The following is an 18561-nucleotide window of genomic DNA, read 5'->3' as shown; positions in this document are numbered from 1 at the left end:
CAGCGAGCTCCGACACGTGCGAGCGCGGCGGCCAGGTCCACCGACCAGACGAAGGAGACCGTGATGAGTCAGCAGACCAGACAGATCGACAGACGCACCGATGTGGAGGATGCCGATGTCGGTGTGCATTTCGAGAAGGGCGACGACCTCCGTGAGGGGGCACCGGGGGAGGCCATTGCGACGAAGGCGCTGGCGTCGGTCGAGCGGCGGGGAGAAAAGTTCGACGACCCACGTGCGCTCCGCCACACCTTTGGGCAGTTCGCAACGGGTGTCACCGTCGTGACCTACGAGGTCGACGGGGAGTACTTCGGCGCGACCGTCAACTCGTTCACCTCGGTGTCGATCGATCCGCCACTCCTCCTCGTGTCGTTCACGCGCAAGAGCCAGGCCGCGCAACGGCTCATGGATCAACCATTCACGATCAATGTTCTGGCGGGTGACCAGAAGTCCACGGCGCTGCAGTTTGCCGGGAGCCCGCAGGAGGGCCACGAGATCGAGTGGGACTTCCAGTTCGGCTCGCCGCGCATCGCGGGCAGCCTGGCGCACTTCTCATGCACACCCTGGCGCGAGTACGACGGCGGCGACCACGTCCTCTTCCTCGGCGAGGTCGTCGACTTCGGTCACTCCGAGAACAAGGACTCCCTCGTGTTCTACCGCGGGCAGTGGCACAACGTCGCCCACCTCCCGCCGCAGGTCTGGCTGGAGTGGGACCTGCACGGCCCCCACGCGTAGTCGGTAGCCGCCCGCAGTGCTCCGGCCGCCCCGCCGTGGGGTCCGAGCGGGCCGCATCCGCGGGCCCCTTACAGTTGCGCGTCCTGCCGCTGGCCCGGCCCGAGCTGTACGTCGCAGGCGCTCTCGACCCGCGCGGGCTCGCGGCTGCCGTCACCAAGCTGTTCCGTCACGTCCGCGTGCGCTCGGCCGCCTTGACAGCCGCTGTCTTTCCTCGGGCCCGATGCCGATCCCGGCCGCCGTCTTGCCCCTCACCAGAACCGACCAGGAGAAGGACCACCTGTGAACCTCACGCGCGCCGTCAGCGAGATGGGCTACCTCGCCATCCGCACCACCGACCTCGAGTACAGCGTGCAGATCGCGGTCGAGGTTCTCGGCCTGCATGTCACCGCACGAGAGGTGGATCGCGTCTATCTGGCTGCCGCGCCGGTGAGCCACGAGATCGTCTACATCGCCGCCGACCACAACGCGGTCGACCACATCGGGCTGAAGGTCCGCGACGCCGCCGCGCTCGCCGAGCTGCGCGCGTCCCTGACGGCGGCCGGTCGCGAGATCGTCGCCGAGGGGCCGCTGACGCCGGGCGTCGAGGGCGGCTTCGCCGTCGTCGGGCCGGACGGGTTCGTGTTCTCCCTGTACCTCTCGATGTCCGGCGAGGCGACCCGTCACGCGCCGGCGGTCACCAAGCGGTTCGGTCACGTCAATCTCCACGTCACCGACCTCGCCGACGCCCGCGCCTTCTTCGCCGACGACCTCGGGTTCATGACGTCAGACGTCATCGGGAACATGGGCTACTTCCTGCGGTGCAACTCCGAGCACCACGGGATCGCGCTCCTGGCCGGGCCGGGCAAGCTCCACCACCACGCGTGGGAGATGCGCGGGGTCGGGGACATCACTGAGGTCCTCGACCGCCTCGACCGGCTCGGGGAGCAGCGCGCCGTGTGGGGGCCGGTCCGGCACGGCGCGGGCCGTAACATCGCCGGCTACTACGTCGAGCCGCCGGGCGACGTCGTCGAGGTCTACACCGACATGGACCAGATCTACGACGACTTCCGTCCGCCGATCGTGTGGGAGGACGGCGACGACAGCTGGATCAACCGGTGGGGCACCTACCGTGGCGACAACTTCCGCAGCCATGGGCTCCCCGCCACCCCGCGCGCCTGACCTGGCACGATCCTTCCTGTAGACGTTCGAACCTTCCCTGGAGGCACTGCATGCGATTTACCACCTTCACCACCGCCGAGCTCGCCCCGACGTGGGGCGCGGTCGACGGTGACGACGTCGTCGTCCTCGGTCCTGGGGGAGCCGACGTCGCCACGAGCCTTGCCGACGCCATCACCGCGGGCACCCTGCCGGCCGATGCCGCGGCCCTGCCCGCCGGCGCCCCGCGCGTGGCGCTCGCCGACGTCACCTACCTGCCGGTGATCCCCGCCCCCGGCAAGATCATCTGCGTCGGCGTCAACTACGAGGCGCACGCCAAGGAGGCCGGCCGCGAGCGCCCGCCTGCCCCGACCCTGTTCATCCGAACGATCGAGTCCCAGATCGGTGCGCGCGCCGACGCGATCTATCCGACCGAGAGCTCCAAGTTCGACTACGAGGGCGAGCTGGCGGTCATCATCGGCACCCAGGCCTACCGGGTCGGCACCGAGAACGCGCTGGACCACGTCGCCGGCTACGCGCCGTACAACGACTTCACGGCCCGCGACTGGCAGCGCGCCACGCCGCAGTGGACGGCCGGCAAGAACTTCGTGGGCACCGGTGGGTTCGGCCCGACCATGGTCACCCCGGACGAGGTGCCGAACCTGCTGGAGTCCACGCTGACGACCCGGGTCAACGGCGACGTCCGGCAGCAGGCGAAGATCGCCCAGCTGACGTTCGACATCCCCGAGCTCATCGCCCACATCTCGACCGTCACCCCGCTCAACCCGGGCGACGTCATCGTCTCCGGCACGCCTGGCGGCGTCGGGTTCTTCATGGAGCCCCAGGGACTGCTCGAGGACGGCGACGTCGTCGAGGTCGAGATCGAGGGCGTCGGCGTCCTCACCAACACCGTGCGCCAGCGGGTCGCCGAGCTGCCGTCCTGGCTCTGAGGCACCCGGGGCGCCCCATGGGCCGGGGCGGGGGAGTCGTACGCTGGTAGTGACCGCGACCGCTCGCGCCCACCCGTGGGCGCGCCGTCAGGAGGTACGTCTTGGCCACGTCACGTACGACCGGAACGACGCCCGACGAGAAGGAACGAGCGACCCCTGCGCGTCCGCGCAGCTACGGGCGCGGCGAGCCCGCCTGGATCGAGCTGTCGGTCCGGGACACGGAGCGCGCGGCCGGCTTCTACCGGCGGCTGTTCGGATGGGAGCACAACCGCCCGGCCGGTGAGCGGATGTCCTTCGGCGTCCTCGAGGGCGAGCGCGTGGCGGGGTTCCGCCCCATGTCCGACGACGACCGTGGCTCGGCCAGGTGGTCGGTCTACCTCGCGACCCAGGACCTCGAGGGCACCGTGACGGCCGCCGAGTCGGCCGGGGCCACGGTGCTCGTGGCCCCGCGGTCGGCGTCGTCGTGGGGGCGTCTCGCGATCGTGTCGGACCCGACCGACGGCGAGGTGGGCCTCTGGGAGGCGGAGATCCTCAAGGGCGTCCAGGCCGCGCCCGGGAACGGGACGCCGGTGTGGTTCGAGCTCGCGTCCGCGGACCACGACGCGGCGGTCGACTTCTACACCGACGTGCTCGACTGGGAGTGCCGCGAGCTCGAGCGGGACGAGGCCGGGGACGGCGACGGCACGTACACCGTGCTCGGCGACGCGCCCGACGGCGGAGCCGGCATCACGGGCCTTCCCACCGGGTCCGAGGACCGCTCGCACTGGTCGGTGTACTTCGGCACCCCGGACACCGACGCCTCGGTCCGGCGGGTCGTCGAGATCGGGGGCGCCGTGGTGTCGGAGCCGCGGGACACCCCGCACGGGCGGCTCGCCGCCGTGGCCGACGACCAGGGCGGCGTCTTCCACCTCATGGGCCCGACCTCCGACTGACGGGCGCCTGCGCGCCCGGCGTGCGCGACGCCGTCGGGCGCCTGCGCGCATCGCCCGTCAGGGAGACCTCGGTCTCCCTGACGGCGCGGTGGACCGGGTGTGGCGTACTCTGACCAGGCAGTCCGCACGTTCCTCGTCCCGGGCTGCCGGTGCCGCGGGAGAACCCGCCACCAGCGCCCCCGCCGCGACCCGCGCGGGCCGAGCGCCCGGACGAGGTCGACGACGGACGGACTTCACCCCGCCATGACCACTGCCTTCGCACGCCTGGGCGTGCCCCCGACCCTGCTCCCCGTGCTCGAGCGCGCCGGGATCACCACCCCCACCCCGATCCAGTCCGCCACGCTGGCCGACTCCTTCGCCGGCCGCGACGTGCTCGGCCGCGGCCGCACCGGTTCGGGCAAGACCTACGCGTTCTGCCTGCCGCTCGTCGGGCGGCTCGCGGCTGCGGAGCGCCCGCGGCGCACCTCCGGCGGTCGCCCTCGTGCGTTGATCCTCGCCCCGACCCGCGAGCTCGTCCTGCAGATCACCGAGACCCTCGACCCGCTGGCACGCGCCGCGGGCCTGACCACCCGCACCGTGTTCGGCGGCGTCGGACAGAACCCGCAGGTCACCGCGCTGCGTTCCGGCGTCGACATCCTCGTCGCGTGCCCGGGCCGCTTGCTCGACCTCATGGGCCAGGGCGAGGCGCGCCTCGACGGGATCGAGATCGTCGTCCTCGACGAGGCCGACCACATGGCCGACATGGGCTTCCTGCCGATGGTCCGCCGCATCCTCGACACCGTCCCGCGCTCGGCCCAGCACCAGCTGTTCTCCGCCACGCTCGACGCCGGTGTCGACGTCGTCGTGAAGAAGTACCTCACCGACCCGGTCGTGCACGAGGCCGACTCCGCCACCGCGCCGCCGCCGACCTCTGCGCACCACGTGCTGCAGGTCCGCGACGACGAGCGGATCGACGTGGTCGCCGAGCTCGCCGGCAAGGCCGAGCGCGCCATCGTGTTCACTCGCACGAAGCACGGGGCCAAGCGGCTGACCAAGCAGCTCGGATCGCGCGGTCACCAGGCCGTCGAGCTCCACGGCAACCTCGGGCAGGGCGCCCGGCAGCGCAACCTCGAGGCGTTCCACTCGGGCTCGGCGCCCACGCTGGTCGCCACCGACATCGCGGCCCGCGGCATCCACGTCGACGACGTCGCGCTCGTCGTGCACGCCGACCCGCCCACCGAGCACAAGGCCTACCTGCACCGGTCCGGGCGGACCGCGCGCGCCGGCGCCTCCGGCACGGTCGTCACGCTGTCGACCGATGCCCAGACGTCCGACGTGCGCAGCCTCATGCGCGCCGCCGGCATCCGGCCCACGCTGCACCGCGTCCGCCCCGGGGACGGCGTCCTCGCCGACATCGCCGACGGCAGCGCGAAGGAGAACCCGGTCGCAGCAGAGCCCGCAGCCGGTGGGCGTGGTGGTGGCGCGCGTTCCGGTGGTCGTCCGGGTGGCGGCTCCGGCAACGGCGGCGAGCGTGGTGGCGCCGGATCTGGCGACGCGCGTCGTGACGGTCGGGGCGGAGGCTCGCCGGCGGGTGGCGGCTCCGGGCGCCGACGCGGTGGGCGCGGCCGCGGACGAGGTCGTTCGGGCGGAGGCGCGCCGTTCGTCGAGCACGGCGTCCGGTCCTCCGGCGGTCAGGGCGGTCAGCCCGGCGGACGCTCGGGCGGTGCGCCCGGTGGTGAGCGCGGTGGTCGCCCCGGCGGTGGCGCCGGCGGGCAGAAGGGTGGCGCGGCTGCGCACCGTCCTGGCTCGTCCGGTGCATCGAGCTCGGGCTCGGGCCGTCGAGGTCCGCGCCGCGCGACCCGTCCGGCGACCGATCAGGGCTGACTCGCGTCCCTTCCCTGGACGAGATCAGAGGAAACTGTGCGAGTGCAGGGGTTGTTTCCTCTGATCTCGCCGATTACCTCTGATCTGGTGGGAGAGCCGGGCGGCTCGCCCTGATCCGATGACGAACGGCCCTCGGTCTCACCGAGCCTTACTCTCCCGCGCCCGTCGCGCAGGCGCTGCGCATGCGCCGCCGGGCACACGATCTCCTGTGCCGCCACAATGGACGCATGGCACGAACCAACGGGATCCCCGACGGCGTGGGCAAGGCGCTCGTGGCCCTGGCCGCCGCCGGCGCGGGAGTCGTCACGGTCGTCTCGGCGCGCAGGTTGCGGCCCCTGACGAACCTCCGGGCCAGGCGTCCGCGTGGACCGCGCGTCCTCGGGCCGGGGCCGGAGCGTGCGCAGATCGGGTCCGGTCGGAGCGCCGGCCCGGACGTCGAGCAGGAGGTGCCCATGGCCGGAACGCCGACCGATGATCAGCCCGGGTCGTCCCCGGCCCCGTCACCGCGGAGCGGCCGGGCCCCGGGGGGCAACAACGGGCTCGCGGCAGACGACCGGCCGACTGCGAGCGACGACGCTCCGGCCACGATCCGTCCCGTCGACGAGGGTGAGTGGGCCACCGCCTCCTACCCGCTCGGCGCCCACGCCGTCGCTGCCGGCACCAGCGCGTCCGGCTCCAGCGCCGCCGGCGCCAGCGCGTCCGGTAGCAGCACGTCGGGCAGCAGCACCTCGCGCACCAGCCCCACCACCTTCGCGGTCCACGCACCGGCGGCCACCCGCGTGCTGCTCGAGATCTACCCGTCGGCCACCGGCACCGACGCCTCCGTCGAGGTCGACACCCACCGCGGGCACGACGGCATCTGGCGCGCCCGCGTCGAGGGCGCCGGCCACGGCACCCTGTACGGCTATCGCGTCTGGGGGCCAGGCTTCGAGCCCCACGAGGACTGGTCCCGCGGCGGCTCGGCGGCAGGCTTCTCCGCGGACCACGACGAGGTCGGCAACCGCTTCAACCCGAACAAGGTCCTCCTGGACCCCTACGCCCGCGAGATCACGCACAACCTCTCCTCCTCGCTCATCGAGGCCGAGGGCGGGACCCCCGAGGACTTCGCCGGCGGCCCGGACACCCACGCGCAGCACGGCAGGCCCCGACGCGAGGTCGACACTGGCCGGATCGCGCCGAAGGGGATCGTCGTCGTCGACGAGACGTCCTTCGGGACGCACCCGCACCTGCTGTCCGAGGGGACGAGCATCTACGAGGGGCACACGCACGCGATGACCGCGCACCCGTCGGTGACCACGCTCGGCGACGACCTCGCCGGGCGCCGTGGTTTCTCCGGCGTGCGCAACGTCGACGACGAGGCGCGCGGCACGTACAAGGGGGTCGGGCAGCTCGCGCCGTACCTCAAGGGTCTCGGCCTCACCACCCTCGAGCTCCTCCCGGTGCAGGCCACGGACACGACCGCCCGCCCGGGCGACGACGGCACGTCGAACTACTGGGGCTACATGACGCTGGCGTTCTTCGCGCCGAACCGCGACCTGGCCTGCGACACGAGCCCCGGCGGCCCCACCCGGGAGTTCAAGGAGATGGCCCGCGCCCTGCACGAGCAGGGGATCGAGCTGTACATCGACGTCGTCTACAACCACACGGGCGAGGGCGGCAGCTGGGGTGGCGACCCCGCCACGTCGGCCTTCGTCTCCCTCGGCGGGTTCGCGACGGCGGAGTACTACGTCCAGACAGACGACCACGTTCTCGTCGACGGCGCGACCGGCACCGGCAACCAGGTGAACTTCTCCTCGGAGGCCTCGCAGCGGCTCGTGCTCGACTCGCTGGCCTACTGGACGGACGTCATGGGCGTCGACGGGTTCCGGTTCGACCTGGCACCGGTGCTGGGGCGCGCGCCCGAGGACTCGGCCCGCGAGGACTGGGAGGGGCAGAAGGAGTTCTACCCCCTGCACCCGCTGCTCACCTCGATCCGCGACCTCGCGGCCGACCGCCGGATCGAGGTGATCGCCGAGGCGTGGGACCTGTGGGGCTACGAGGTCGGCAACTTCCCCGCCGGCTGGGGCGAGTGGAACGGCCGGTTCCGGGACGCGGTGCGCGACTTCCTGCGCGGCGAGGGCTCGACGATGGCGTTCGTCGAGCAGGTCAACGGCGACTGGCCGCACTTCCACGACCAGGGCGGCCCCGCGCGCTCGATCAACTTCGTCACGGCGCACGACGGCTTCACCATGCTCGACCTCGTCTCCTACAACGACAAGGTCAACGACGGCGAACCGCCGTTCGGTCCGTCCGACGGCGGTTCCGACGACAACAGGTCGTGGGACTCCGGCGGCGACCAGGCGCTGCGGCGGGCCCGGCTGCGCTCGTTCCTCACGGTGCTGTTCCTCGCGCGCGGCGTGCCGATGATCGTGGCCGGCGACGAGCTCGGACGCACCCAGAACGGCAACAACAACCCCTGGTCGCTCAACTCGGTGGGCATGTGGACGAACTACGGTTTCGCCACCTCCAACCGCCCGACGCAGCTGCCGGTCGACCCGACCGGCCAGGTCGAGGCCGCCTATCACGACAACGTGGGCGAGGCGGCGACGCCCGAGGGCACCAGCCCGTTCCTGCCGTTCGCGCAGGCGCTCGCCCACCTGCGTCGTGTGGAGCCCGCGCTCCGGCAGCGCGAGTGGGGCGGCGTCCACCTCGACGACGGCGACGTCAGCTACCTCTTCGGCTCCCCTGATGCGTCGCGCGGCACCCAGGCGGGCGACCGTGCGGTGCGTGTGCACATCGACGGTTCACCGGTCGGCGGCCACGACTACCTCATGTGCGTCAACATGACGACCGACGTGGTCGACTTCGCCCTCGGCCAGGAGCACGACGGCCTGCGCTGGCACCGGGTGGTCGATACCGCGCCGTGGGCGGAGGAGCAGGGCAACGTGTGGCCCACCGCGGTGGCGGAGGTCGTCGAGGGCGACTACGCCGTGCAGCCGTGGACGGTGGCGGTCCTCCAGCTCGCCTGACCGTCCCACCCCTGGCGAGTGAGCGGACTTCTGCCCCCGAAACGGCCAGTGAGCGCGCCCCACGATCGACGACTGTTGCGCGTGGGCCGGGTGGCGGACACTGGATCCATGACCACCCCGACGAGCGACGACGACCTCCCCATCCTCACGCGCCGGCGGATCGAGGCGGCGATCCTCGCTCCCGTGCACCGGATCCTCGTCCGCGAGCTGGGCGAGGAGCGGGCCAGGGAGATCCTCACCGAGGCGATCCGCGAGGACGCCCGCGCCCAGGGCGCCCGCCTCGCGCAGCGCGAGCCGGGCGGCTCGAACCTGCGGACGTTCATCGACCTCCAGGACCTGTGGAAGGCCGACGACGCCCTGCAGACGGAGACCCTGGAGGCCACCGAGGAGGTCTACTCCTACGACGTCCACCGCTGCCGGTACGCCGAGACCTACCACGAGATGGGTCTGGGGGACATCGGCGAGCTGCTGTCCTGCACGCGGGACTTCGAGTTCCCCTTCGGCTACGACCCGAGCATCACCCTGGAGCGGACGCAGACGATCATGTCCGGCGCCTCCCACTGCGACTTCCGCTACCGCAGGCCCGCCGGCGCCCCGAACGCCCACACCGGAGCCGCGCACCAGGACTCCGGCGAGGTCGCCCACGTGGCCGCCGAGGAGCGGGACCGGTGAACGCCCCCGACGGCGGGGCTCACCCGGGGAGAGCGGCGTCCCCCGACGGCGGCCCTCACCCGGGGAAGGCGGCGTCTCCCGACGGCGGTGCTCGCCCGGGCGACGACACGTCGCCCCACCGCGAGGTGATGATCGACGGCGAGCGCCTGTGGGCCGACCTCGAGCGCGTGAGCACGTTCGGGGCGACCCCCGCCGGCGGTCTCCACCGGCTCGCTGCAGGTCCCGACGACGCCGATGCCCGCGCCTGGCTCCGCGAGCGCGCGTCCGAGGCCGGAGCCGGCGCGCGCGTGGACCGGGTGGGCAACATGTTCCTCCGACGCCCCGGCGGTGGGAGCGACGTCGGCGCGACCACGGGACGCGACCCCACCGCGGGGACCGGGCCCGCAGCGGGACGTGACGTGGCGGACCCCCGAGCGATCCTCGTCGGTTCCCACCTGGACTCGCAGCCGTCCGCGGGGCGGTACGACGGGGTGTACGGCGTCGTCGCGGGTCTGGCCGTCCTCGACGCGCTCGAGCGGGCCGGCCACGTGACGCGGCACCCGGTCGAGCTCGTCGACTGGACGAACGAGGAGGGCGCCCGGTTCGCGCCGATGATGGGTGGCAGCTCGGTGTACGCGGGGCGTCTCGACGCGGGCGCGGCGCTGGCGTCCCGTTCACGCGACGGTCTGGACGTGCCCGGCGCGCCCGAGGGGCAGACGCTGGCGGAGGCGCTCGCCGTCACGGGCTGGGCGGGGTCCGACGTCGTGACCCCGGACGAGCACGCCGCCTACCTCGAGGCGCACATCGAGCAGGGCCCGCTCCTCGAGGCCGAGGGGCTCAGGGTCGCGACGGTCACCGGCGTGCAGGCGATGTGCTGGCTGGAGGTCGAGCTCACCGGCTCGCCGGCGCACGCCGGGACGTTCCCCATGGAGTCCCGCAGGGACGCGCTCGTGGCCGCGGCGCAGGTCGTCACCGACGTCCACCGGATCGGCCTCGCCCGTCCCGGGGTGGGGCGGGCGACGGTGGGGCGCCTCGTCGTCGGACCGGGGTCTCCGAACGTGGTGCCCGGCAGCGCGTCGCTGACAGTGGAGCTCCGCCACCCGGACCGGACCGAGCTGGAGGCGATGGTCGCCGAGGTGCGGGAGGCGGTCGACCGGGCCACCCGCGGCGGCGTCGTCGCCGAGGTCCGCGAGATCTCCCGGGCGGAGCCCGTCACGTTCGACCCGCTCGTCACCGGAGCGGTGGCGCGTGCGGCGGCAGAGCTCGGTCACCCGCCGCGCGAGCTGGTGTCCGGCGCGGGGCACGACGCGGTGCAGGTCGCCTCGCGGGTGCCGACCGGGATGCTGTTCATCCCGTGCGTCGGGGGCGTGTCGCACGCGGAGGAGGAGGCGATCACGCCGGAGTGGGCGCTTGTGGGCGCCGAGGTGCTGCTGCGCGTGGTCCTCGACCTCGACGCCCGCCTCCCCTGACGAGCGCGGGGATATTTCGGCACGAGTGAGGGGACGTGTCGACCGACATGCGGAGATCCGCCCGGGTCGGAGCGAAAGTCCCCTCACTCGTCGCGAAGGTTCCCCTCACTCGTCGGCCGTGGGGTCAGTCCGTCGTCGCGGCGTACGAGGAGAAGCCGCCGTCGACGAGCTCGTGCGCCTCGTCGCCGTTGATCGGCGGGTTGAAGATCGACACGAGGATGAGGTCCTCCTCCTCGCCGCCCTGGAGGTAGTGGGCGTCGTGCTCGTCGAGCACGTAGATGACGCCGGGCGTGATCTCGTACCGCGTCTGGCGGTCCTCGCTGACGACGTACCCCTTGCCGCCGATGCAGTAGCAGGCCTCGAGGTGGTTCCGGTACTGCAGCGCCGCCTCGGTGCCCTTGCGGACGACCGTGTGCGCCACGGCGAAGCCCATGCCGTCCTTCTTCGTCAGGACCCGCTGGCTCGTGCCCTGGCCCCACTCGACCTTGGGCACCTCGTCGATCGACCGGATGAACATGCAGACCTCCTCGTGTCGGTGGGCGCCCGCTCCTGCCGCACGGTCCAAGGACAGTCCGGGGCGCCCCATCGATACTAGGTCCGTCCGGATCCGGCGGCAGCACCCGCCGTCCGAGGACCGGGACACGCCGCGGGGTGTCATGACAGTGTGGTGCCCGGGGCATAGGGTCTCGCGCATACCGACCGATCGTCGCCGACGGCCGCGGGCCGTACCCGGTGACGCAGTCTCGTGAGGAGCCCCCCATGTCCACCGACGACGGAACGCACGCAGGCGGAGCCCACGCCGCCGGTGCCGGCGGGCCCGGCGGGCCCGCCGGAAAGCCTGCGCCGAGTCCCCACGGCTCCGGATCCCACGCCGCCCGTCCGGAGGGCTCGGCCTCGGAGCCGCTGACCGCCGGCGAGGCCGCCACCCAGTCGCCCGGCGCTTCGGTGTCCGGCCGCCGTGCCGGTTCGAGGTTCGGTCCCGGCCTCATCATCGCGGCATCGTTCATCGGTCCCGGCACGATCACCACGTCGATCGTCACGGGCGCCGACTACGGGCACGCGCTGGCCTGGACGATCGTCTTCTCCATCGTCGCGACGATCATCCTCCAGGAGATGACGGCCCGGCTCGGCCTGGGCACCCGGCGCGGCCTCGGCGAGGCGATGCGCGAGGTCTTCCACTCCCCGGTGGCCCGCCTGCTCATGGCGGTCCTCGTCGTCGCCGCGATCGGCATCGGCGGGGCCTCCTACGCGGGCGGCGACACCTCGGGCACGGCCCTCGCCGTGACGAACGTCGTCGACGTCGACACGCGCATCGTCGTCGTCGTCCTCATCGCCCTGATCTTCGCCCTGCTGTGGACCGGGAGCTACAAGCTCATCGAGAAGGTGCTGATGGCGATGGTGGCGGTCCTCGTCGTCATCTTCGTCGTCACCGCGGTCATCGTGAGGCCGAACCTCGGCGACCTCCTCGGGGGCATGTTCGTCCCCTCGATCCCGCCGGGCGCGATCCTCACGGCGATCGCGCTCATCGGCACCACCGTGGTGCCCTACAACCTTTTCCTGCAGGCCCAGCTCGTCAAGGAGAACTGGGGCCAGGTCCCGGTCGACCGGGCGATGAAGGAGGCGCGGACCGACACGGCCGTCTCGATCGGCATCGGCGGCCTCATCACGCTCGCCGTCATGGTCACCGCCGTCGGGTCGATGTTCGTGCGCGGCATCGCCGCCGAGGAGGGCACGGACCTCGCCGAGGCGCTGACCCCGCTGCTCGGCGACGCCGCTCCGTGGGTGTTCGCGCTCGGCCTCTTCGCCGCCGGCTTCACCTCGGCGATCGCCGGCCCGCTCGGTGCCGCCTACGCGATCACCGGCGTGCTCGGGCTCTCGAGCGACCTTCGCTCGACACCGGCGCGCATCGTCTGGGTCGCGATCCTCGTCGTCGGCGGGGCCATCGCCCTCACCGGGTTCAACCCGATCCAGATCATCGTCATCGCCCAGGCCGCGAACGGGCTGCTGCTGCCGATCGTCGCGATCTTCCTCATGAGCGTCATGAACAACCGCAAGCTCATGGGCAAGTACCGCAACGGCCCCGTGGCCAACGTGCTGGGCTGGCTCATCGTCGCCGTCGTCGTGTTCCTCGCCGGCTACCAGTTCGCCGACATCTTCGGCCTGCTGCCCCAGTGACCCCGGGCCCGGAAGGGTGTTGACTGGCGCCGTGGTGGACCGACGCGACCCCGTCCGGCAGATCTTCCGGACCTCGTGGCTCACCACGGCGGGCCGCGGGATCGCCGCGGTCGCCGTGGGCGTCGCCGTCATCCTGTGGCCGGGCACGATGATCGACGCCGTCATCCAGCTCTTCTCGATCTTCCTGCTCGTCGACGGGCTGCTCAACGTCCTGGGCGGCATCGGGCTCGGGGTCGACGCCAGGAACCAGGAGCCGGACCGGCCCACGCAGAAGATCCTCACGATCGTGCTCGGCGTCGTCGAGATCGCCGCGGGCATCTTCGGGCTCGTCCGGCCCGGCAACGTCGCCACGCTGATGATCACCGTCATCGGCGTGTGGGCGATCGTCATGGGGCTGTGGGAGCTCATCACGGCCCTCCGCGCCCGCAGGTACGTCCACGGTGTGCGGCCCCTCGTCGTCGCCGGCACGTTCTTCGTGGTCGTGGGGGCGTTCGTGGTCTGGCGCCCCTGGGTCTCCCTCGACGTCGTCGCCTGGACCGTCGCGATCGCCGCGCTCCTCTGGGGGGTCATGCAGATCGTCGTCGCCCTCTCCGTGCGGCGCTGGATCAGGAACATCGACGACCGCCTCGAGGTGGACCGCGAGCCGCCCCGCATGCTCGGGGGCTGACGGGATCGAGCGCTCCGTCACAACCGGCATAACGGGACCTGGCGCGCTGTTGCACGGCGGGTGACCACCCCCGGTCACGCGGCCCCGACCGCAGGCGCGTCACGAGCGCGCCGCGGGTCCCGGCCGTCCCGACTCCCGGAGCACCAGTCGATGCCGAGTACCGCACGCCGCAACCTCGCCCTCTTCACGCTCGCCCTGGGGGGCTTCGGCATCGGGACGACCGAGTTCGTCACCATGGGCCTGCTCCCGCAGATCGCCGAGGAGCTCGTCCCCGGGTTCGGGTCCGACCCGACGGGCGGGATCGCGCAGGCCGGCTGGTTCGTCACGGCCTACGCGCTGGGCGTCGTGGTGGGCGCCCCGGTCACGGCGGTGATCACGGCACGCCTCTCGCAGCGCCGTCTCGTGCTCATCCTCGCGGCCGCGCTCGCCCTGGCGAACCTGGCCAGCGCCCTCATGCCGGACTTCGCCCTCACCGCGCTCGCCCGGTTCGTCGCGGGCCTCCCGCACGGCGCGTACTTCGGCGTGGCCTCGTTGCTCGCCGCGCGCCTCATGGGGCCGGGCCGCCAGGGTGCGGGCGTCGCCATCGCCCTGTCCGGCCTCACCGTGGCGAACGTCGTGGGCGTCCCGCTGGGGACCTGGCTGGGCCAGGAGGCCGGTTGGCGCTGGGCCTACGCGGCCGTCGCCGCCATCTTCGTGGTCACCCTCGTGCTCGCGCTGCGCACGATCCCGGCCGTCCCCGGCAATCCCGACCGCCACCCGATGAAGGAGCTCTCCGCGTTCCGCAACCCGCGGCTGTGGCTCATGCTCGCCGTCGGCGCGATCGGCTTCGGAGGCTTCTTCGCCGTGTACTCCTACATCGCCGAGGTGGCGACGCGGACGGCGGGGCTGTCCGAGCCCGTCGTGCCGTGGGTGCTCGCCACGCTCGGCGTCGGCATGGTGATCGGGAACGTGCTCGGCGGCTGGGCCAGCGACCGGGACCTGGCCCGGACCGTGATCATCGGTTTCACGAGCATGTCGACGGCGATGGCGCTCTACGCCCTCCTCGGCGGCAGCGGGCTGCTGCTGTTCCCGCTCGTGTTCGCCATCGGCATCACCTCCTCCTCGCTCATCCCCTCGATCCAGGCGCGCATCATCGACATCGCCGGGGAGGCAGAGCTGCTCGGCGCCGCGCTCAACCACGCCGCCTTCAACGTGGGCAACTCCCTGGGCGCCTGGCTCGGCGGTCTCGTCATCGCCGGTGGCCTTGGCTACCTCGCGCCCGGCTGGGTCGGCGTCGCGCTCGCCCTCGCCGGTGGCGTCCTCGCGCTGGTGAGCATCCGCCTGGACCGGAGCCGCCCGGGGGCGACCGAGCCGGAGGCGCAGGCCGTCCGGGCCTGACGAGCGCCTGGGCGCCCGGGCGCCCGGGCGCACGGCCTGCTCAGTGCTCGAGGAGGTCGCGCACGTCGTCGGGCGAGAGCGGGGCGGACAGGGCGCCCCCGTCGCCGACCACGCGCGAGACCAGGTCGCGCTTGCGGTCCTGCAGCGCGAGCACCTTCTCCTCGATCGTGCCCGCCGAGACGAGCCGGTAGACGTTGACCCGGCGGTCCTGGCCGATGCGGTGCGTCCGGTCCACGGCCTGGTTCTCCGCCGCCGGGTTCCACCAGGGGTCGAGCAGGTAGACGTAGTCGGCCTCGGTGAGCGTGAGACCGAACCCGCCGGCCTTGAGCGAGATGAGGAAGACAGGGGCCTCGCCGTCGCGGAACGCCTGGACGACTCCCTCGCGGTCGCGCGTGGAGCCGTCGAGGTAGAGGTGCTCGATGCCCGCGTCCGCCAGCCGGCCGCGGACCGCGGACAGGAACGACGTGAACTGGCTGAACACGAGCACCCGGTGCCCCTCGGCGAGGACGGCGCCCAGGTGGTCGAGCAGGGTGTCGATCTTCGTCGACCGCTCGCCGGCGGTGCCGTCGCGGTCGGCCAGCGCGGGGTCCAGGGCCGCGAGCCGGAGCGTCGTCAGCGAGGACAGCACGCTGACCCGGTTGCGCCCGATGTCGTCGAGCAGACCGAGGATCCGCTGGCGCTCGCGCTGGAGGTGGCGGTCGTAGCTGCGGCGGTGCGCGGCCGAGAGCTCGACGTAGACGACCTGCTCCTGCTTGGGCGGCAGGTCCCGCTCGACGAGCTCCTTGGTCCGCCGCAGCACGAACGGGCGCACCCGACGTCGGAGCTCCTCCAGCGGCCCGGGGTCGGTGCCGGCCTCGATGGGGCGGCGGAACGTCGTGGTGAAGACGTCGGCCCTGGGGAGGAGCCCGGGGGTGACGAGGGCGAGGATCGACCACAGGTCGGACACCGAGTTCTCCACCGGCGTGCCCGTCATCGCGAGCCGGCGCGGCGCGCGCAGGCGCGCGACCGCCCGGTGCGTGGCCGTGCGGGGGTTCTTGACGAACTGGGCCTCGTCGAGCACGAGCGCCGCCCACGGGATCGGGGCGAGCTCGTCTGCGTCGAGCCGGACGATCGCGTAGGAGGTGACGACGATGTCGGCGCGCGCGACCACGTCCCGCAGGTCCTCCTCGCGCCGGGCGCCGGTCGCGCGCAGCGCGACGACCGTGAGGTCGGGCGCGAACCGTTCCGCCTCGTGCACCCAGGTGCCGATGACCGAGGTGGGGCACACGACGAGGACGGGTCCGGCGTCGGCCGTGGTGTCACCCGCGTCGCTCGATGTGTCACCCGTGGCGGCCCCCGCCCCGTCCGCGGTCCTGCCGCGCCGGTCGCCGCCCCCTGCCCGCAGCCCGCCGACCTCGCCGCGCTCCTTCCCGCGCTGGACGGTCGCGAGGGTCTGCAGGGTCTTGCCGAGCCCCATGTCGTCCGCGAGGATCCCGCCGGCGCGCGCGTCCCACAGCAGCGAGAGCCACGAGTAGCCCTCCCGCTGGTAGGGCCGCAGGGTCGCGTCCAGGCCGGCGGGCGGCTCCGGGGTGGGACGGCCGGCGATGTCCGCGAGCGCGCGCAGCGAGTCGGTCCACGCGGCGACGTCCTCGTCGAGGAGGTCGAGGTGGGCGAGCTCCTCGAGCTGCTCGGAGCGGTACCGGGAGACCTGGACCGTGCCGGGCGGGGCGTCCGTGAGCGCGCGCGACTCGGTGACGAGACGGCGCAGCGCGGTGAGCTCGGGGGTGTCGAGCGGGAGGTAGGTGCCCGAGGGCAGGACGACGAGGTCGGCCCCGGTGGCGAGTGCCTGCAGGAGGTCGTCGACGGGGACCTCCTCGTCGCCGACGTGGACGCTGACCCGCAGGTCGAGCCAGTCCGTCGACGTGTCGAGGCCCTCGGCGGAGGCCACGCTGACGGTCGCCACCTCGGTGGCACGCCGGAAGTCGGCGGCGTCCCCGACGACCTCGACGGCGATGCCTGCCTCGCGCATCCGCGGCAGCACCCGGTCCACGAGCAGCGCGGTCTCGGCGGGACCCAGGTCGACGACGGCGACCTCCGGCGGGTGCAGCCCGGGCACCATGGCGATCTCTCGCGCCACCGCGGAGAGCAGGCCCGACTCCGTCGCGGCGTCGCGCGGCAGGTCGAGGTCCCCCCCGCGCAGCGGGACGTCGACGTGCCGCTCCCCGCCCACGTACCGGAACCCCAGCTCGGCCCGGCTGCGGTGGGCCGGCCCCATCGTCACGGTGATCAGGACGCCGGGCACGAGGGCGTCGGGCACGTCGACCGAACCGTCCGACGAGCGCACGTCGATCCGCTGGCGCAGTCGGGGCAGGTAGCCGTGGGTGAACCGCACGCGGTCCGCCGCGGGGACGACGACCGACGCGATGGTGAGGTCCCGCAGGTGGGGGTCGACGGGATGGTCGAACGGGGCGAGCACGTAGCTGCCGTCGGGGTCGCGCACCGACACCCCGTGGGCCGGGTCGCCCTCGAGCGTGACGCGGCTCCCCGGGCGGTCGGCCGGCGCGAAGGGGCCGACGAGGGAGGTGTGCCCGCCGTTGAGGTCGAGCTCGACGTAGGGGGTGACGCGGATGCCGTCGCCGGCGGCGGTGAGGTCCACGCCGAGCGCGGCCCCGGGGGCGAGGCGCAGCTGCTCGACGCCGGAGCCCCCGACGAGATCGACGCCCGCCACGTACGCCTGGACCAGCGCGTGCCACCCGTTGCCGTCGAGCTCGTCGAGGTAGACCTCCTCGGCCCGCTGCCACTCGGGACGCGTCCCGTGAGCGGCGGCCTTGAGCAGGGACAGGGCGCGGACGTGGTCGGGCACGTAGTCCTGCGCCGTGTAGCCGGTGGTCACCGAGGCCCAGGACCGGCCGCCGGTGAGCCACCGCCCGGTGCGCCCGCGCACGACCGGACGGAGCCGGAGCCGCGGGACGGCACCCCGCGGCGAGCCGATCGCCAGGCGCTGCGTGCGCAGGCCGGACGAGCGCTGGACCTCGCTGACCTGCAGGCCCAGGGGAGCGAGGTCGGGGGAGGCGGCGTGACCGTCGGCGACGATGGGGTCGAAGATGGACTCCCACCCGCGGCCGTCGGGCGTGCGGCGGGCGCGCTCGCGGAGCTCGATGAGGACGGCGCCGACGTGCTTGCACGAGCTGCCCACGGGGCACGTGCACGACCCGTGCCACACGACGGTCCCCGGGGCGGGGTCCGCGCGCACCACGACCGTGTAGCGGTCCCCGCGGCTGCCGACGACGGGCGCGATGATGACGGTGCCCTCGGGGTTCGTCGTCGGGTCGCCGACGTGGCCGGCACCGGCCAGCCCGCGGGCCCGTTCGAGGGCGGCGGCACCCAGGGCCGCCTCGATCTCGCCGTCGGTCAGCTCCGAGACCCACTCGAGCACGACGTCCTGAGGCACCCCGACACTCTAGGTCGCGGGGCCGACACCCGGGTCACCGCGGCCTCTCCGGTACCGGTGCACGGGGCGACGCCATACTCGTGGTCTGCTCGTGAGCGCCATGGGGAACTCTCCCCATGGCGCCGGGGCGCGGCCCGTGGGACGGTCCGCGCGTGGCGCGGGTCACGTTGAGC

General features: G+C 73.1%; 13 protein-coding genes. 11 read left to right on the top strand and 2 right to left on the bottom strand.

Features of this window, described 5'->3' with window-relative positions; all coding sequences use genetic code 11:
* The first annotated feature begins 63 nt into the window (after positions 1–63).
* From AC24HA_RS00835 to AC24HA_RS00800, 8 genes are all read left to right on the top strand, one after another.
* Positions 64–732 (top strand): flavin reductase family protein, encoded by a 669-nt coding sequence (locus AC24HA_RS00835; RefSeq protein ID WP_425707376.1) that lies wholly within the window; start codon positions 64–66, stop codon positions 730–732.
* Positions 733–1011: 279 nt separating this feature from the next.
* Entirely contained in the window at positions 1012–1890 is an 879-nt protein-coding gene (locus tag AC24HA_RS00830) for a VOC family protein (protein ID WP_425707377.1), read from the top strand.
* 50 nt (positions 1891–1940) lie between these two features.
* Positions 1941–2816, top strand: a complete 876-nt coding sequence (locus AC24HA_RS00825; protein WP_425707378.1) for a fumarylacetoacetate hydrolase family protein — start codon at positions 1941–1943, stop codon at positions 2814–2816.
* Positions 2817–2917: 101 nt separating this feature from the next.
* On the top strand, positions 2918–3748 hold the full coding sequence (locus tag AC24HA_RS00820; protein WP_425707379.1) for a VOC family protein: 831 nt from the start codon (positions 2918–2920) through the stop codon (positions 3746–3748).
* 243 nt (positions 3749–3991) lie between these two features.
* Complete coding sequence (locus tag AC24HA_RS00815) at positions 3992–5611, top strand: DEAD/DEAH box helicase (protein WP_425707380.1); 1620 nt, start codon at positions 3992–3994, stop codon at positions 5609–5611.
* A gap of 227 nt (positions 5612–5838) precedes the next feature.
* Complete coding sequence (locus AC24HA_RS00810; RefSeq protein ID WP_425707381.1) at positions 5839–8619, top strand: alpha-amylase family glycosyl hydrolase; 2781 nt, start codon at positions 5839–5841, stop codon at positions 8617–8619.
* Between the two features lie 108 nt (positions 8620–8727).
* Positions 8728–9291, top strand: a complete 564-nt coding sequence (locus tag AC24HA_RS00805; protein WP_425707382.1) for an L-2-amino-thiazoline-4-carboxylic acid hydrolase — start codon at positions 8728–8730, stop codon at positions 9289–9291.
* Entirely contained in the window at positions 9288–10739 is a 1452-nt protein-coding gene (locus tag AC24HA_RS00800) for a Zn-dependent hydrolase (protein WP_425707383.1), read from the top strand. Before AC24HA_RS00805 ends, AC24HA_RS00800 begins: the two co-directional genes overlap by 4 nt.
* A gap of 124 nt (positions 10740–10863) precedes the next feature.
* Here the strand turns inward: AC24HA_RS00800 and AC24HA_RS00795 are convergent, their stop codons facing one another.
* Positions 10864–11256, bottom strand: coding sequence for an ectoine synthase (locus AC24HA_RS00795; protein WP_425707384.1), 393 nt, complete (start codon positions 11254–11256; stop codon positions 10864–10866).
* A gap of 242 nt (positions 11257–11498) precedes the next feature.
* Between AC24HA_RS00795 and AC24HA_RS00790 the strand changes: the two genes are divergently transcribed.
* From AC24HA_RS00790 to AC24HA_RS00780, 3 genes are all read left to right on the top strand, one after another.
* Positions 11499–12914 carry an Nramp family divalent metal transporter gene (locus tag AC24HA_RS00790; protein WP_425707385.1) on the top strand — a complete coding sequence of 472 codons (1416 nt, stop codon included), beginning with the start codon at positions 11499–11501 and terminating at the stop codon, positions 12912–12914.
* A 31-nt stretch (positions 12915–12945) separates the two neighbouring features.
* The gene (locus tag AC24HA_RS00785) at positions 12946–13581 is read left to right on the top strand and encodes an HdeD family acid-resistance protein (RefSeq protein WP_425707386.1); all 636 of its coding nucleotides are present in this window, start codon (positions 12946–12948) and stop codon (positions 13579–13581) included.
* Positions 13582–13731: 150 nt separating this feature from the next.
* Complete coding sequence (locus AC24HA_RS00780) at positions 13732–14958, top strand: MFS transporter (RefSeq protein WP_425707387.1); 1227 nt, start codon at positions 13732–13734, stop codon at positions 14956–14958.
* Between the two features lie 40 nt (positions 14959–14998).
* On the opposite strand, the gene AC24HA_RS00775 is transcribed toward AC24HA_RS00780, so the two are convergent.
* Complete coding sequence (locus AC24HA_RS00775; RefSeq protein ID WP_425707388.1) at positions 14999–18388, bottom strand: SNF2-related protein; 3390 nt, start codon at positions 18386–18388, stop codon at positions 14999–15001.
* Positions 18389–18561 lie beyond the last annotated feature (173 nt).

Source organism: Georgenia sp. Z1491 (assembly GCF_057652395.1).
This window is presented reverse-complemented; position numbering and strand designations above follow the sequence as displayed.

Excerpts from the sequence above, each read along its gene's own strand:
- AC24HA_RS00835 (WP_425707376.1), top strand. The coding sequence starts at position 64 with ATGAGTCAGCAGACCAGACAGATCGACAGACGCACCGATGTGGAGGAT.
- AC24HA_RS00825 (WP_425707378.1), top strand. The coding sequence starts at position 1,941 with ATGCGATTTACCACCTTCACCACCGCCGAGCTCGCCCCGACGTGGGGC.
- AC24HA_RS00815 (WP_425707380.1), top strand. The coding sequence starts at position 3,992 with ATGACCACTGCCTTCGCACGCCTGGGCGTGCCCCCGACCCTGCTCCCC.
- AC24HA_RS00810 (WP_425707381.1), top strand. The coding sequence starts at position 5,839 with ATGGCACGAACCAACGGGATCCCCGACGGCGTGGGCAAGGCGCTCGTG.
- AC24HA_RS00805 (WP_425707382.1), top strand. The coding sequence starts at position 8,728 with ATGACCACCCCGACGAGCGACGACGACCTCCCCATCCTCACGCGCCGG.
- AC24HA_RS00795 (WP_425707384.1), bottom strand. The coding sequence starts at position 11,256 with ATGTTCATCCGGTCGATCGACGAGGTGCCCAAGGTCGAGTGGGGCCAG.
- AC24HA_RS00790 (WP_425707385.1), top strand. The coding sequence starts at position 11,499 with ATGTCCACCGACGACGGAACGCACGCAGGCGGAGCCCACGCCGCCGGT.
- AC24HA_RS00780 (WP_425707387.1), top strand. The coding sequence starts at position 13,732 with ATGCCGAGTACCGCACGCCGCAACCTCGCCCTCTTCACGCTCGCCCTG.